This window comes from Cellulophaga omnivescoria, from assembly GCF_027915275.1.
Lineage (GTDB): Bacteria > Bacteroidota > Bacteroidia > Flavobacteriales > Flavobacteriaceae > Cellulophaga > Cellulophaga omnivescoria.
Genome location: NZ_CP115819.1, coordinates 3,577,256 through 3,591,986, shown reverse-complemented (window position 1 = coordinate 3,591,986; position 14,731 = coordinate 3,577,256). Strand labels below are relative to the sequence as shown.

21 protein-coding genes and 1 tRNA gene are annotated in these 14,731 nt (G+C 31.6%); 5 read left to right on the top strand and 17 right to left on the bottom strand.

The genetic code is table 11. The features are described from left to right. Window positions 1-7 precede the first annotated feature (7 nt). A tRNA-Met gene (locus PBN93_RS15840) sits at window positions 8-81 on the bottom strand. A 138-nt stretch (window positions 82-219) separates the two neighbouring features. On the opposite strand from PBN93_RS15840, the gene PBN93_RS15835 reads away from it, so the two are divergent. Beyond that, window positions 220-603, top strand: coding sequence for an START-like domain-containing protein (locus PBN93_RS15835; protein ID WP_077404583.1), 384 nt, complete (start codon window positions 220-222; stop codon window positions 601-603). Window positions 604-658: 55 nt separating this feature from the next. Beyond that, window positions 659-1,504: an aminotransferase class IV gene (locus tag PBN93_RS15830; protein WP_271081093.1), complete on the top strand. Its 846-nt coding sequence runs from the start codon at window positions 659-661 to the stop codon at window positions 1,502-1,504. Here PBN93_RS15830 and PBN93_RS15825 read toward each other — a convergent pair. The 5 genes from PBN93_RS15825 to PBN93_RS15805 form a co-directional block, all read right to left on the bottom strand. Beyond that, a complete protein-coding gene (locus PBN93_RS15825; protein ID WP_077404577.1) occupies window positions 1,501-2,061 on the bottom strand; it encodes a YqgE/AlgH family protein in 561 nt (186 codons plus the stop codon). The two genes, PBN93_RS15830 and PBN93_RS15825, sit on opposite strands and share 4 nt — an antisense overlap. Before the next feature lie 113 nt (window positions 2,062-2,174). Continuing rightward, window positions 2,175-2,447: an HU family DNA-binding protein gene (locus PBN93_RS15820; RefSeq protein WP_072302490.1), complete on the bottom strand. Its 273-nt coding sequence runs from the start codon at window positions 2,445-2,447 to the stop codon at window positions 2,175-2,177. Window positions 2,448-2,623: 176 nt separating this feature from the next. After that, complete coding sequence (gene fmt, locus PBN93_RS15815; RefSeq protein ID WP_077404574.1) at window positions 2,624-3,571, bottom strand: methionyl-tRNA formyltransferase; 948 nt, start codon at window positions 3,569-3,571, stop codon at window positions 2,624-2,626. A 1-nt stretch (window position 3,572) separates the two neighbouring features. Continuing rightward, the gene (locus tag PBN93_RS15810; protein WP_271081092.1) at window positions 3,573-5,471 is read right to left on the bottom strand and encodes a RecQ family ATP-dependent DNA helicase; all 1,899 of its coding nucleotides are present in this window, start codon (window positions 5,469-5,471) and stop codon (window positions 3,573-3,575) included. Then, window positions 5,471-6,013: an AAA family ATPase gene (locus tag PBN93_RS15805; RefSeq protein ID WP_077404568.1), complete on the bottom strand. Its 543-nt coding sequence runs from the start codon at window positions 6,011-6,013 to the stop codon at window positions 5,471-5,473. The genes PBN93_RS15810 and PBN93_RS15805 overlap by 1 nt, the downstream gene beginning before the upstream one ends. Before the next feature lie 95 nt (window positions 6,014-6,108). Between PBN93_RS15805 and PBN93_RS15800 the strand changes: the two genes are divergently transcribed. The 3 genes from PBN93_RS15800 (at window position 6,109) to murA (ending at window position 8,482) form a co-directional block, all read left to right on the top strand. Further along, complete coding sequence (locus PBN93_RS15800) at window positions 6,109-6,396, top strand: DUF493 family protein (protein WP_271081091.1); 288 nt, start codon at window positions 6,109-6,111, stop codon at window positions 6,394-6,396. 103 nt (window positions 6,397-6,499) lie between these two features. Next, window positions 6,500-7,159 (top strand): DUF4290 domain-containing protein, encoded by a 660-nt coding sequence (locus tag PBN93_RS15795; RefSeq protein WP_077404562.1) that lies wholly within the window; start codon window positions 6,500-6,502, stop codon window positions 7,157-7,159. Window positions 7,160-7,174: 15 nt separating this feature from the next. Continuing rightward, window positions 7,175-8,482: a UDP-N-acetylglucosamine 1-carboxyvinyltransferase gene (gene murA / locus PBN93_RS15790; RefSeq protein ID WP_077404558.1), complete on the top strand. Its 1,308-nt coding sequence runs from the start codon at window positions 7,175-7,177 to the stop codon at window positions 8,480-8,482. Here the strand turns inward: murA and PBN93_RS15785 are convergent. From PBN93_RS15785 to PBN93_RS15735, 11 genes are all read right to left on the bottom strand, one after another. After that, window positions 8,479-8,919: a hypothetical protein gene (locus PBN93_RS15785; RefSeq protein WP_271081090.1), complete on the bottom strand. Its 441-nt coding sequence runs from the start codon at window positions 8,917-8,919 to the stop codon at window positions 8,479-8,481. The genes murA and PBN93_RS15785 overlap by 4 nt on opposite strands. A 91-nt stretch (window positions 8,920-9,010) precedes the next feature. Then, window positions 9,011-9,475: an SRPBCC family protein gene (locus PBN93_RS15780; protein ID WP_077404552.1), complete on the bottom strand. Its 465-nt coding sequence runs from the start codon at window positions 9,473-9,475 to the stop codon at window positions 9,011-9,013. A 2-nt stretch (window positions 9,476-9,477) separates the two neighbouring features. Next, window positions 9,478-9,939: a TspO/MBR family protein gene (locus tag PBN93_RS15775; RefSeq protein WP_077404549.1), complete on the bottom strand. Its 462-nt coding sequence runs from the start codon at window positions 9,937-9,939 to the stop codon at window positions 9,478-9,480. Next, window positions 9,926-10,111: a Lacal_2735 family protein gene (locus PBN93_RS15770; RefSeq protein WP_077404546.1), complete on the bottom strand. Its 186-nt coding sequence runs from the start codon at window positions 10,109-10,111 to the stop codon at window positions 9,926-9,928. Before PBN93_RS15770 ends, PBN93_RS15775 begins: the two co-directional genes overlap by 14 nt. A gap of 2 nt (window positions 10,112-10,113) precedes the next feature. Next, a complete protein-coding gene (locus tag PBN93_RS15765; protein ID WP_271081089.1) occupies window positions 10,114-10,647 on the bottom strand; it encodes a glutathione peroxidase in 534 nt (177 codons plus the stop codon). A 15-nt stretch (window positions 10,648-10,662) separates the two neighbouring features. Continuing rightward, complete coding sequence (locus tag PBN93_RS15760; protein ID WP_271081088.1) at window positions 10,663-11,346, bottom strand: SDR family NAD(P)-dependent oxidoreductase; 684 nt, start codon at window positions 11,344-11,346, stop codon at window positions 10,663-10,665. A gap of 96 nt (window positions 11,347-11,442) precedes the next feature. Then, the gene (locus PBN93_RS15755) at window positions 11,443-11,664 is read right to left on the bottom strand and encodes a hypothetical protein (RefSeq protein ID WP_013622727.1); all 222 of its coding nucleotides are present in this window, start codon (window positions 11,662-11,664) and stop codon (window positions 11,443-11,445) included. A gap of 4 nt (window positions 11,665-11,668) precedes the next feature. After that, on the bottom strand, window positions 11,669-12,355 hold the full coding sequence (folE, locus tag PBN93_RS15750) for a GTP cyclohydrolase I FolE (RefSeq protein WP_077404537.1): 687 nt from the start codon (window positions 12,353-12,355) through the stop codon (window positions 11,669-11,671). Between the two features lie 57 nt (window positions 12,356-12,412). Further along, window positions 12,413-12,688, bottom strand: a complete 276-nt coding sequence (locus PBN93_RS15745; protein ID WP_077404534.1) for a TIGR03643 family protein — start codon at window positions 12,686-12,688, stop codon at window positions 12,413-12,415. A gap of 2 nt (window positions 12,689-12,690) precedes the next feature. Beyond that, window positions 12,691-14,112 (bottom strand): SDR family oxidoreductase, encoded by a 1,422-nt coding sequence (locus tag PBN93_RS15740; protein ID WP_271081087.1) that lies wholly within the window; start codon window positions 14,110-14,112, stop codon window positions 12,691-12,693. Further along, the gene (locus PBN93_RS15735) at window positions 14,113-14,727 is read right to left on the bottom strand and encodes a flavin reductase family protein (RefSeq protein ID WP_077404527.1); all 615 of its coding nucleotides are present in this window, start codon (window positions 14,725-14,727) and stop codon (window positions 14,113-14,115) included. Between the last annotated feature and the right edge of the window lie 4 nt (window positions 14,728-14,731).

The following is a 14,731-nucleotide window of genomic DNA, read 5'->3' as shown; positions in this document are numbered from 1 at the left end:
TGTTTAGTAGCGAGAACGAGAGTTGAACTCGTGACCTCCGGGTTATGAATCCGACGCTCTAACCAACTGAGCTACCTCGCCAGGTGTTTTTTTTAACGGGTGCAAATATATGTATCTTTTTTCTGTTTATCAAAATAAATTTTGATAAAAATATTATAGCTGTTTTAGTTTTATTATCATAAAGAAATATATATATTGCCTTTTCTAAACATTACGAGAATGAGCGATAAAATTAACTATGAACTAGAGTTTGTGATACAGTCCTCACCACAAATGCTTTACCAATATATATCTACACCATCAGGCTTATCTGAATGGTTTGCAGACAACGTTAACTCAAGAGGAGAAAAATTTACATTTATTTGGGACGGATCTGAAGAAGTTGCTAATTTGTTAAAGAAAAAAAGCGACGAATTTATTCGTTTTGCTTGGGAGGATGATGATGACGATTGTTATTTTGAACTTCGTATTAAGGTAGATGATATTACATCAGACGTATCTTTATTTATTTCTGACTTTGCAGACGAAGATGAAGTAGAGGAAGGTAAATTATTATGGACAAATCAAATTTCTAGTTTAAAACAAGTCTTAGGATCTGCCTAGAAATTATGAAATAAACAATATCTTTGGCCTTGAATTTTTTTCAAGGCTTTTTTTTATGATAAATTTTAATGGAGAACTAGTAGAAAATAACACTTTATTTTTAAATGAAGAAAACAGAGGATTGCGTTATGGCGACTCATTGTTTGAAAGTATGCGTGTTGTAAATGGAAAAATTTATTTTTGGGAAGATCATTATTTACGCCTTATGGCTTCTATGCGTATTTTGCGTATGGAAATACCAATGAACTTTACAATGGAGTATTTAGAAGAGCAAATTTTAAATACTATTGAAGCTGGTAATTTGTTAAATGAAGCATTAAGAATAAGACTTACGGTTTTTAGAAACAATGGAGGTTTGTATTTGCCACAAACCAATAATGTTAGTTTTATTATAGAGACAAAAGTGTTAGAGAATGCATTTTATGTGCACTCTAATGAGCATTATGAGGTAGAACTTTTTAAAGATCATTATGTAAATACAGGTTTATTGTCTACATTAAAGTCTAACAACAAACTTATAAACGTTTTAGGAAGTATTTACGCTAAGGAAAATGGCTATAGCAACTGTTTGCTTTTAAATAACCAAAAACAAGTTGTAGAGGCTTTAAATGGTAATTTGTTTTTAGTTAAAGGAAATACAATAAAAACACCACCACTAAAGGATGGTTGTTTAAATGGTATTACACGTAAAAAATTAATTGCTAGTTTAGAGAAATTAGATAATTACACATTTAAAGAAGACTCTATTTCTCCTTTTGAATTGCAAAAGGCAGATGAGCTTTTTATAACTAATGCCATTACGGGTATACAGTCTATTACAAAATATAGAAAAAAGGAGTATTCTAATACAGTTGCAAAAGATTTACTAGGAAAGTTAAATGCAATAGCTAGATTATCTTAATTTAAGGCAGGGTTTTCTGGAGCATTAGACCATAAAAGATAATCACCACCTAATTGGTCCATTTTTTCTTTCCAAAGATTATTGGTGCATTTTTCTAAAATTTCGCTTTTTAATTCGTTTGTGGCTATAATCCAAGATTTAGAAGTTAGTTCATAATCTAATTGCATAGAATCCCAACCAGAATATCCTAAGAAAAAGCGAATGTCCTTTTGGGTTATGATATTATTGTTTATTAGCCCAATTATTTTTTGAAAATCGCCACCCCAAAAAATACCATTAGATATTTCTATACTACCTTCTATAAGTTCTGGTACTTTGTGTATAAAGTATAAATTGTCTTGTTCTACGGGACCTCCGTTGTATACTTTAAAAGAAGGTTTAATGTCATCTACAAGGTCGTTAATGGTGTATTCTAGTGGTTTGTTTAAAATAAAACCTACAGAGCCATCATTATTATGTTCTGCTAATAATACTATAGACCTATTAAAAGACACATCACCTGTTAGTGAAGGTTCTGCTATAAGGAGGTTTCCTTTTTGGGGTTGGTTAATTGGCATATAATGGTGTTTATTCAATTAAATTAAATAAATTTTATGAGATATAAAAGATTACCACAAAAAAAAGCGCTTCTAACAAGTAGAAGCGCTTTTATATTTTACTAAAGTAAAGCTTAGTTTACAGAGTTGCTTAACTCAGTACCTGCTTTAAATTTAACAACGTTTTTAGCTGCAATTTTAATAGTTTTTCCAGTCTGTGGATTTCTACCATCTCTTGCCTCTCTTCTAGTTACAGACCAAGATCCAAAACCTACTAAAGAAACTCTACCACCTTTTTTAAGTGATCCTTCTACGTTTCCTAAAAAAGACTCTAATGCTTTTTTTGCTGCTGCTTTAGTGATGCCAGCGTCAGCTGCCATAGCATCGATTAATTCTGTTTTGTTCATAATTAAATTAAATTAATTGTTGTTTTTAATAACTTATATTCTTCTAACAAATTTATATGGATTTAACGTTAACGCAAGTAAATTGCAGGGAAATACATCATTTTGTTAATAACTAAGACTGTTTGTTAATAAAGTAGGGCTTTTTCTACGTGTTTTTATGCTCAAAATTGGCTTAGCTAGTCTAAATATGCGGTTTCTTTTAATTGTAAACCGTTTAAAACATCGCTTGTTTTCATTCTTTTCTTGCCAGAAAGTTGTATTTCTAACAGTTTTATGTAGCCATTAGGCACAGCAACTTTAATTGTTTTTTTATCAAAAACTAGTTTTCCCGGTTGTAAACTGTGTGTTTCTTCTATTAATTCTGTAGCGTAAATTTTTAAAACTGTTTTGCTGTTATCGTTATATAAGGTTGTCCAAGCTGCCGGATATGGGCTTAGACCTCTTATTAGGTTATAGGTTTTGGTAGCGTTTGCTGTCCAATCTATTTTACAAGTGTCTTTATGTATTTTGTAAGCCAGTTTTAAGTTGCTACTATCTTCTTGTTTTTTTGTAGTTACATTTTCATTTTCAATTAAGGCAACTGTTTCTATAACTAAATCCGCACCCAAATGCATTAACCTGTCATGTAATACGCCGGCGTTTTCTGTGGTAGAGATGTTTGTTTTTTTGTAAAGAATAGTTTCTCCTGTGTCTATTTTATCATCAATAAAGAAAGTGGTAACGCCTGTTTCTGTTTCTCCGTTTATAATTGCCCAGTTAATTGGAGCAGCACCACGGTATTGTGGTAATAAAGATGCGTGTAAGTTAAAGGTGCCATATTTTGGCATTTGCCATACAACTTTAGGGAGCATCCTAAATGCTACTACAATTTGTAGGTTAGCTTCAAGAGCTTTTAACTGTTCTACAAATGCAGGATTTTTTAAGTTAGTAGGCTGTAATATGTTAAGGTTATTTTTTTCTGCATATTGTTTTACCGCAGATGTATGTATTTTTCTACCACGTCCAGCTGGTTTGTCTGGAGCAGTAATTACACCAACCACATTGTATTTGTGTTGTATTAAACTATCTAATATGGTAACGGCAAAATCTGGCGTGCCCATAAAAACAATACGTAAATTGCTCATATTATTGTAATGTATATTTATTTTCTGTGTTTATATCTATTTTATCATCCTCTAATAAAAGTTGTAACGCTTCTATAATGGTCTCCTGTTTGTAAGGTAATAACTGTATTAATTCTCGTGAACTTAAAGTGGAGCTCTGTAATTTTTTAACTATATCTGTAGCTATAAGTTCTAAAACAGAACTGCTAGTACTAGGACCTTTGCTTAGGCATACATCACACTTACCACATTTTTTCTTTTTTTCACCAAAATAGGCTAGTAGTTGTAAATTTCTACAGATTCTATCATTATTAATATAATGTAGTATTGCTTCTATATTATTTATTTTAACCTGCTGTAATTCTTTTACTTTTTTAGAGAATGAATTTATGGTTTGGTCATCCTCTCTTGGTACTAAAAATGTAAGTTCCAAATCGCTATTTTGAGCGGTGTAATTAATAATTTCATCTTTTTTAAGCTTATCTAATGTATCAAGAATTGTAGATTCATTAATACTAGTTTTTTTTGCTAATAAAGATGTGTTTATTTTTATTGGGTACTCAAAAATACCACCATAGGTTCTTAAAAGTACTTGTATAATAGGAACAAGTTTATGGTGTGTGCTTAAGTATTGGTTAAGTGTTGGTTTAGTGGCTATAAACTGTACTGTGGCTTGCTTATTATAGTTTTCTACTAAAGAAATTACAGAGTGCTGATCTAATATTTTTAGTGCGTTATAAGTTAGCATTCCTTTTAGCTGATATGTATTGCAAAAATTATTAAAGTTTAATTGAAAAGTTTCTTGCGTATCCTCACCATATGATATTTGAAAATAGTTGTTTAATTTATTATAAAGTAGTTTTAAAAAGGCTATACTAGGTAAAACACTTAAAAACTGTTGTTTTACTTGGTTTTGGTCTTCTTTATTTAATAATAAAATAGCGTTAGCTTCTTGTTGGTCTCTGCCAGCTCTACCAGCTTCTTGGTAGTAATTTTCTATACTATCTGGTATTTGATAGTGTACAACCAATCGTACATCTGGTTTATCTATACCCATACCAAAGGCATTTGTTGCAACAATAATTTTAGTTTTATTGCTAAGCCAGTTGTTTAAAACTGTTTTTTTATCCTTTTTAGGTACTCCTCCGTGAAAAAAAGTAGTAGTAAAACCGTTTGTGTTTAAGTAGTTAGATATTTGTTCTGCTAAACGTCTTGTTCCAACATAAACAATAGCACTATTGTTAATTTGTGTGCAAAGTTGTTTTAATTGGTATAACTTATCTTCTGTCCATATAACTTTATAGGTAATATTGTCTCTAGAAAAAGAGTCTTTTATAGTTAATGAGTTCCTAAACTGAAGACTTTCTGTAATATCTAAAGCAACTTTTTTAGTAGCGGTAGCGGTTAAAGCAATAACAGGTACAATAGGAAAAATGTCTCTTAATACACTACAATTTTGGTATGCAGGTCTAAAGTCGTTTCCCCATTGAGATATACAATGTGCTTCATCAATAGCAATTAGGTTAACGTTCATTTGCTGTAACCGTTCCTTAACCAAATCTTGCTGTAAGCGTTCTGGAGACAAATACAAAAATTTGTAATTGCCAAATACACAATTGTCTAACAGGTTGTTTACTTCTTCAAAAGAAATACCTCCGGTAAGTGCTAGTGCTTTTATGCCTTTTTCTTTAAGGCTATTTACTTGGTCTTCAATTAAAGCAATTAAAGGAGAAACTACAATGCAAATACCATCTTGTAAAAGAGCAGGTATTTGGTAGCAAACAGATTTTCCTCCGCCGGTAGGTAAAAGTGCTAAAACATCTTTTTGTTCTAGAACTGCTTTAATAATTTTTTCTTGCGAGCCCCTAAAGCTGGTATAACCCCAGTATTGTTGTAAAATATCTTGCGGACTCTTCTGCACTAGCTAATATTTAGAGTTTTTAATATAAAATTAGTTCGTTCTTCCACAGTACCAGTAGGTACAATAATAGGGGAATAACCAAAATCTCTGTATGTTTTGTCTAACAAATTATGCAATCTTTTTGCCTCTTCAAAATCTTCATACCTTTCATTGTCGTTAGAGTGAATTTCTTCCCAAGGCGGAAAAATAAATACTACATCGTACTTGGTGTTTGTACAAGCTTGGTTGTAATTATCACCGTAAACAATATCAGTTCCGTTTAGGTATGCAACAACGTCTGGCACGCCTCTATCTAAAAAAACAATATCCTTGTCTAGTGCACTGGCACTATGGTATTGTTTTATACGTCCTTCTAATAACTTATCACTAAATAATAACGGATTTGTTAAAAAAAGTTGTGTAATACCTTCTTCTCTGGCAGCCAGGGTTACATCTCTAGATATTTCGTGTAAACAAGTATACCCAAGAGCATCTATTTTATTAATAACTGTTGTTTTTCCCGTACTAGGACCGCCTGTAATAACTATTTTTTTTGGTTTCAATATGCTAAATTAATGTTACAAAGATAACTAAAATACGAACGACACAAAAAGTAGTATAAAATACAGTATTACATTATATTTGTAAAAAATAAAGTATGAACAAGGATAATCCAGAAGAATTTTATGCAAGGTTAAAAGAGCAGCTAGAGTTAAACAACAGTTGGCCATCTAATTACCTGTATAAATTTATTATTCCTACAGATGTAGAAAAGTTTAAACAAATAGAAGAAGTTTTTAATAATACAGGAGCAGTTATAGAGTCTAAAAAGTCTAAAAACGGCAAATATACTAGTGTTTCAATTACTGTTAATTTAAAAAATCCTGATGCTATAATAGCCAAATACAAAGAAGTTGGTAAAATAAAAGGGGTAATATCTTTATAAAACCACCTATAAATGGTGTTTGTTTTATTTATTTTAGTACTTTGCAGAACCTAAGCGTATAACTTCACGTTTAGAATATAAATTAGCATAAATCTTTTTTAGTTTGAATTTAGTAGAAAACTTACAGTATAATACTGAGCGAGACCAGCTCATTATTCCAGAATATGGTCGTCATTTTCAAAAAATGGTAGACTACGCAGTATCTATAGAAGATGCCGAAGAACGTAACAAAGTGGCTAAAGCTATAATTAGCGTTATGGGTAATTTGCAGCCTCACCTTAGGGATGTGCCAGATTTTCAGCACAAGCTTTGGGATCAGTTGTTTATAATGTCAGATTTTAAACTAGATGTAGAATCTCCTTTTCCTATTACAACTAAGGAAATGTTGCAAGAGCGTCCGGAGCCATTAGAGTATCCACAAAATTTTCCGAAGTACAGATTTTATGGTAACAATATTAAACGTATGATAGATGTTGCTGTAGAATGGGAGAAAGGTGATATGAGAGACGGATTGGAGTATGCTATTGCTAACCATATGAAAAAATGTTACCTTAATTGGAACAAAGACGTAGTGGATGATAGCGCTATTTTTAATCATTTATATGAGTTAAGTGATGGTAGAATTGATTTAGCAGCAAAAAATGAAACACTAACTGATAGTGGACAGTTTTTAAAGAATAAAGTTGCAAAGTCTAATACAAGGTACACAAACGGAAAAAATAATCAGAGAAATAACAACAACCGAGGTAAAAAACGGTACTAAATAATATAGTCTTTAATGGGGACATTTAAAATTGAAGGCGGACAACGTCTACAAGGAGATATTACTCCGCAAGGAGCAAAAAATGAAGCTTTACAAATATTATGTGCGGTTTTATTAACACCAGAAGAGGTGCAAATTAATAATATACCAGATATAGTTGATGTAAATAAACTTATAGCTTTATTGGAAGATTTGGGTGTAAAAATCCAAAAAAGAGGAAAAGGTTCTTATACATTTAAGGCTGATGATGTAAACTTAGATTACCTCCAATCTGACCAATTTAAAGAAGATGGACGTGGTTTACGTGGATCTATAATGCTTGTTGGCCCTTTATTAGCTCGTTTTGGTAAGGGATATATTCCTAAGCCAGGAGGTGATAAAATTGGCCGTCGTAGATTAGATACTCACTTTGAAGGGTTTATTAACCTAGGGGCAAAATTTAGGTATAATAAAGAAGAATATTTTTACGGTGTAGAAGCAGAGAAATTAAAGGGCACATATATGCTTTTAGATGAAGCTTCTGTAACCGGTACAGCTAATATTGTAATGGCAGCTGTTTTAGCAGAAGGTACTACAACAATATATAATGCAGCTTGTGAACCATATTTACAACAGTTGTGTAAAATGCTTAACCGCATGGGAGCAAAAATTACAGGTGTTGGTTCTAATCTTTTAGTTATTGAAGGTGTAGATGCATTAGGAGGTACAGAACACAGAATGTTACCAGATATGATTGAAATTGGTAGCTGGATTGGACTTGCTGCAATGACCAAAAGTGAGCTTACAATTAAAAATGTAAGTTGGGACGATTTAGGGCAAATACCTACTGTTTTTAGAAAATTAGGAATTACTTTAGAGCGCAGAGGTGATGATATTTTTATACCAGAACATAAAGATGGTTATGAGATACAAAATTACATAGATGGTTCTATTTTAACTATTGCAGATGCGCCTTGGCCTGGTTTAACTCCAGATTTGTTAAGTATAATACTAGTTGTAGCTACGCAAGCAAGAGGTGAGGTGTTAATACACCAGAAGATGTTTGAGAGCCGTTTGTTTTTTGTAGATAAATTATTAGATATGGGAGCCAAAGTTATTTTGTGTGATCCGCACAGAGCAACAGTTATTGGTCACGATTTTAAATCAACCTTAAAGGCAACTACAATGGTGTCTCCAGATATTAGAGCAGGTGTATCTTTATTAATTGCGGCATTATCAGCCAAAGGAACGTCTACAATACACAATATAGAGCAAATAGATAGAGGTTACGAAAATATAGATGAACGTTTAAGAGCTATTGGAGCAAAAATTACAAGGGTTTAATTAGTTGTTAACCAAAACCCTGTGCGCTGCACGGTTCTAAAAATTGTCCAACCTAATAAGAGTGTTAAAATAATTACTCTTATTAGGTTGTTGTTTTTTATAGCTTGTTTGGCTTTTTCTAAAGATCCAACACCTTTTATTATGGTTGCGTGTTTAGTCTCTATAATTACGTAATGTTGTACCCATAATGCGCAAATAACAATAGAACTTGTAATAGTGTAAAGGTCTTGTTTATGCACCAACTGTATAATTACCGAAGTAAGGTGTACTGGGCCTAAAAGTAAGGCAAATAAGTATATCTGATCTCTTTTATCTCTGTACCACTTTATGAGCTCTGCTTTAGAGTAATAATTAAAAGATGGGTAAATAATAACTTGGAGCAAGCTAAAAACAATTAGGGAGCCAAACTCAAACATAAGTCTTACAATATCAATCATTTGGTGTAATTTAGGTTTGTAATTAGCTTATGCTTAAAATACTAAAAAAAAAGTAAAATACCCTGTGTTTTTTTAAAGGTTTACTATTTTTTTACTGTAAAGTACCAAATAAAGACTCTAATTTATCTTTTCGGTACTTAAATATTTCTTCTAATTTAGGTTTTACTAAAAAAGGATGAACCATTTGGCCTAAAATTCCAAAAGGAACTTTGTAGTCTATAATATCTTCCATTTCTACACCACCTTCTATTTCTTTAATAAAATGCTTATGGTGCCATAAAGCATACGGGCCAAAACGTTGCTCATCTACAAAATACTTATTTTTTACCATATGCGTAATTTCTGTAACCCATTTGGTTTTTATACCTAAAACTGGAGTAACAATATATTGTATTATTTGTCCTTGATACATTGGCCTATCTGCACCAGATAAAATAATAAACCCCATATAGTCTGGCGTTATCGTTTTTAAGTTTTCTGGTTTTGATAAAAACTCCCAGGCTTGGTCTATGGTAATAGGTAGTTTTTGTTTTTTATGTAAAGTATATATTTTCATATTTAGTTATAAATTAAAATATATGCATTTAATGATGTAGCTATACACAACCAAATAATATATGGTAAAATTAATATTGATATATTTTTAACAATAGACTTGTACTTGTAAAACATATAAATTACTAGTAAAGTTAATGCTGTAATTAGTACTAAACCTATACTTATGTAATGTTGATTAAAAAATGCAAAATTCCATCCAACGTTTAAAAACCATTGTATGGCGAATAGTAAAATAAACTTAAAGTTTTTGCTGTGTTTGGCTAAAAAACCTAAGTAAACTGCAAAACAAAGCATAATAATGGTCCAAGCAGTACCAAAAACCCAACCTGGAGGTGTCCAAGGAGCTTTATTTAGTTGTACGTACCAATTAGATTGTGCTCCGTTATCCATTAATAATACACCTAATGCTAAAGCACTAAAATTTAGTATTAAAAATAAAACAATATGTTTAATTAGTTTCATGTTTATCTTTTAATAACAGTGCTATTTTATCTTGTATAGCTTCGGCTTCTGCAAATTTAGCATCACTAGCACTACGGTTACTTGCAGAAAGTACATGACATTCTTTCATAAGTTTTTTGTATTGCTCTTGTAATTTCTCTAATTGAGATTTCTTTTTAAATAGTCCAAACATAATTATTTAGTTAAATGTTTAGTTATTTTTTTACTCAAAGGATTTGTGGTAGAGTAGTAGTAGTCTACAAACATACCTTCTTCATCAATCAAATATTTTTGAAAATTCCATTTTACGGTGGTGCTGGTATTCCCGTTTATGTCTTTATTTGTAAGCCAAGCATAAAGTGGGTGTTGGTTAGCACCTTTTACATCTAATTTTTCTGTCATTACAAATGATACGCCATAATTTCTCTGGCAAAAAGTTTTAATTTCTTCCTCTGTACCAGATTCTTGGCTACCAAATTGATTGCAGGGCGCACCTATAATCATAAGGTTTTCTTTATAAGTGTCATAAAGCTCTTGTAATTCTTTATACTGACCGGTAAAACCGCATTTAGATGCTACATTTACAAATAGTATTTTTTTACCCTTATAGTCTCCTAAATTAATTGGTTTACCTTCTAGGCCAGTAACTTTAATGTCATAAATGCTGGAACTTGGCTTAACTTTTTGTTTAGATGAGCAAGAAGAAAATATAGTAAGTAATGTAATCATAACTAATAGTTTCATTTAAAGTTTAAAATTTACAATTCCACAGTCAACCTCCATAATTTGGCCTGAAATGCTCTGTGTTTTTTCACTAATTAAAAAACTGGCCATATGTGCAACGTCAGTTGGGTCTAAAAAACGTTTTAAAGGATGCCTTTCTTTAATATTTTCAATCATTTTTTCATTACGTAATAATTTTGCAGCTAAATCTGTGTCTGTTACAGTTGGCGCAATAGCATTGACACGTATTGTGGGTGCAAGTTCTGCTCCCAGAGATTTAACCAAGCCCTCTACACCGGCTTTAGCGGTAGCAATACTTGCATGATATGGCATACCTAACTTTGTAGCTACAGTACTAAAAAGTAATATGGTGGGTTGCTGCCCTTTTTTTAAAGCTGTTAAATAATGTTTAATAGTTTTTACTGCACCTATAACATTAATTTCAAAATCTTCTTTAAAATCTTCAATACTTAAACGTCCTATGGGCTTAAGATTAATACTTCCAGGGCAATATATTAGGTTGTCTATAGCCTCCAAATTAGGTAAATTATCTGTGAGAATATCACAGCTAAAATGTGTTAGGTTTTGATGCTCTAGCTCTGGTGCAGTTCTGCTAATAACAATAACTTTTTGTGTGTTAATAAGCTCTTTAGTAATGGCAAATCCTATTCCTTTGCTACCACCAACAATAACAGTAGTTTTCATTAATATTATTTTAAATTAGAGCAAAGGAATACCTGTTGGACAAGTATAATTTGCCAATTATTTTTAGATATTTTAAGGTGTTTTATGGTAGCAACACTATGGTAGAGGCTGCATATTTAGCCTTTTCTCTACTTTACGTTTTATTGCAGTAAGACGCTTCATTAAATCCATAATTTCTTCGTCCTTATTTTCTTTATAAATAGTATTTAGTTCAAGAATAAGGGATTTAGCTTCACGAGAAATTTCAACTCTTTCGCTGTTAGATAATGACTTCATCTTTCTCTTCTCAAACTCTAATGCTTTATCTATAATCTCCATATTGTTAATGTTTTAAATAGTTTTGTATTTCTGTTATTTTTGTGGCGCTGTTAAACTCACCACCGTAAAAAGCAGTTACTGTTGTAGATGTATCATCTTTTACACCTCTAGATGCTACGCACAAATGTTTTGCATCTATAATTACAGCAACGTCTTCTGTTTTTAATATTTTTTGGAGCTCCACGCCAATTTGGTTGGTTAAGCGCTCTTGTACTTGTGGTCTTTTAGCGTAGTATTGTACAATTCTGTTTAGTTTAGATAAACCTATTACTTTACCAGAAGATTTGTACGCTACGTGTGCTTTACCTATAATAGGAACAAAATGATGCTCGCAATTAGAGTAAAATGTAATGTTTTTTTCAACAAGTATTTGGTTATATTGGTATTTATTTTCAAATAAAGCAATTTTTGGCTTATTTTTTGGGTTTAAACCACAAAAAATTTCATCTATATACATTTTTGCAACACGTTTTGGTGTTCCTTGCAAAGAGTCATCTGTTAAATCTAACCCTATTACATCCATAATTTGTCCAAATAGTTTTTCTATTTTCTCTTTTTTCTCTTCATCAGAAAGGACAAAGGCGTCTGGTTTTAGAGGTGTTTCTAAACCTGTAAATAAATGATCATCTCCTATATCTTCTACAGATATGTTGTTGGCTATGTTTGCTAAATTTATGGTATTTATACTCATTATATTTTATAATAATTATGGCAATAAACTACTTATTATTTATATAAAACAGTTTATTCAATATCTTTTACTTATAGTGTTATTTGTAATTTGTTTTTGTCTACTACATTTAAAACGTCCGCTAACAAATGTTCTCAGTTTTGCGTGTTTTGTTTTACGTCCCTGCACCCTTTTTCGCCACATTTTAAAACTGCTTGGTTTCATTTCTGTCCGCATTAGAGTAATAACTTCTTTTTCAGTTAATCCAAATTGAAATTTAATTGCATCAAAAGTAGTTCTGTCTTCCCAAGCCATTTCAATTATTCGGTCTATTTGTTGTATGGTTAAACTCATTTTTATGCAACTAATTTGTTAATCATTCCATTAAAAATAAACATATGAAAAGGAAGTACACTATACCAATACAGCCTACCTGCCAAACCTCGTGGTCTAAAAGTAGCAGTTTGTTTTAATATGTTTTCTTCAATTTTAAACTCAAGCCAAGCTTCGCCGGGTAACTTCATTTCTGCATAAAGGAGTAATTTTTGTTGTTCTTTGTCTGCAAATATTACCCTCCAAAAGTCTAATGCATCGCCAGCGCTTAAATCTGTAGAGCTTGTTCTTCCTCTTCGTAAGCCTATGCCTCCAAAAAGTTTGTCTAAATACCCTCTAAATTTCCATAATATTGTACCGTAATACCAGCCCGTAGGACCGCCTATAGCCCAAATTTTATTAATAGTCTTAATTTTGTTTGTAACCTTACGCTCTTTATAATCGGTAAAGCAACCATATTTTGGTACGTTTACGTATTTATGTAAATTGGCTTTTAATCTACCACTGCTAACAATAGAATCTTTCCAGCTAGATACAATGCTATTTTGTTCTATCTTCTCAAAAGCTAATTCTACGGCCTCCTTATAACTAATAGGCTCTATGTTTAAAATAGAATTAATATTGCTTGGTTTACCTATAATTTCTACCCCCATACTTTTAACAAGTGTAGATGCTAGTTTATATGATGTAGATGTTACAAAGTACAACCAGTATGATGATAATTTGGGAGTCATTACAGGTACTGTAACTATTGTTCTTTTAAGGCCTCTAACCTTTGCAAACTGTAATAGCATTTGCTTGTAGGTAAGTACATTATGTCCAAAAATATCTATCCCTTTATTATAAACTTCCTTTTTTAATAGAGCTTTGGATAAAAATAAAAGAACATCCCTAACAGCTAAAGGTTGTGTTTTGGTATTTAGCCATTTAGGAGCAACCATTACCGGTAATTTTTCTACCAAATCTCTTATAATTTCAAAAGAAGAACTACCAGATCCCACAATAATACCAGCTCTAAATGTAGTAAGAGCATATTTGTTAGATGCAAGTGTTTCTTCTACTAACTTTCTAGAAGATAAATGCATAGATAGTTTAGGGTCATTAGTAATTCCGCTTAAATAAATTACTTGCTCTGTGTTGGTTTGTTCAATGTAATTTTTAAAATTAATGGCGCACTGTTCTTCTAACGATTTAAAATTGGTAGCTGAGTTAGACATAGAATGTATTAGGTAGTAAGCTACATCAATATCTTTAGGAATGGCTTGTAATGAACTCTTTTTTAAAAAATCTGCCTCTACAACAGTAATTAAAGGTTCGTTTTTATACCATTCTTCAGCTCTTAATTTGTCTCTAACAACACATACAACATTGTGGCCCTCTTCAATTAAAAGGGGCACTAGTCTTTTGCCTATGTAGCCTGTTGTACCTGTTACTAGTATTTTCATTTATTTTGGTCTTTGGTATTCAAATCTTATGTTTGTTTCTGGCACTGCATAAGCATCTAAACCATTAATGGCTGCCACTTTACCTTTAGATAAATCTATTAATCCATCTTGTTGTAAAAGATCTTCCTTTACATATAAATTGATAATTTCCCCTATAACCAAAATTGTATCGTTAGCAACAATATTCATTTCTTCTATAAATTTTAACTCTAATTGTACAGGAGCATTTTTTACAAAAGGAGCAGTGCAGTTACCTATATATTCTGGCTGTAAATTGGTTTTGTTAAATTCAGATATGTTCTCTGGGTATTTAGCAGATGTATGGTGTGCATCTTCTAAAATATCTTGGTGTATGTGGTTAATTGTATATGTTTTGGTTTCTATTATATTTTTGTAAGTATGCCTAGGTACTGTTGTTGGCCTACAAATAAAACCTAACAATGCGGGGTTAGAACCCAAATGTACAACAGAACTAAAAACAGCAACATTCTCTTGTCCGTTTACAGATTTAGTGCCAATTAAGTTGGCAGATTTGTAACCAGTTGCACTGTTTATTAAGTTAATTTTAAACAAATGTTCTAGTTCTTTTATGTTATTGGTGTTGTATTTTATCATTGTT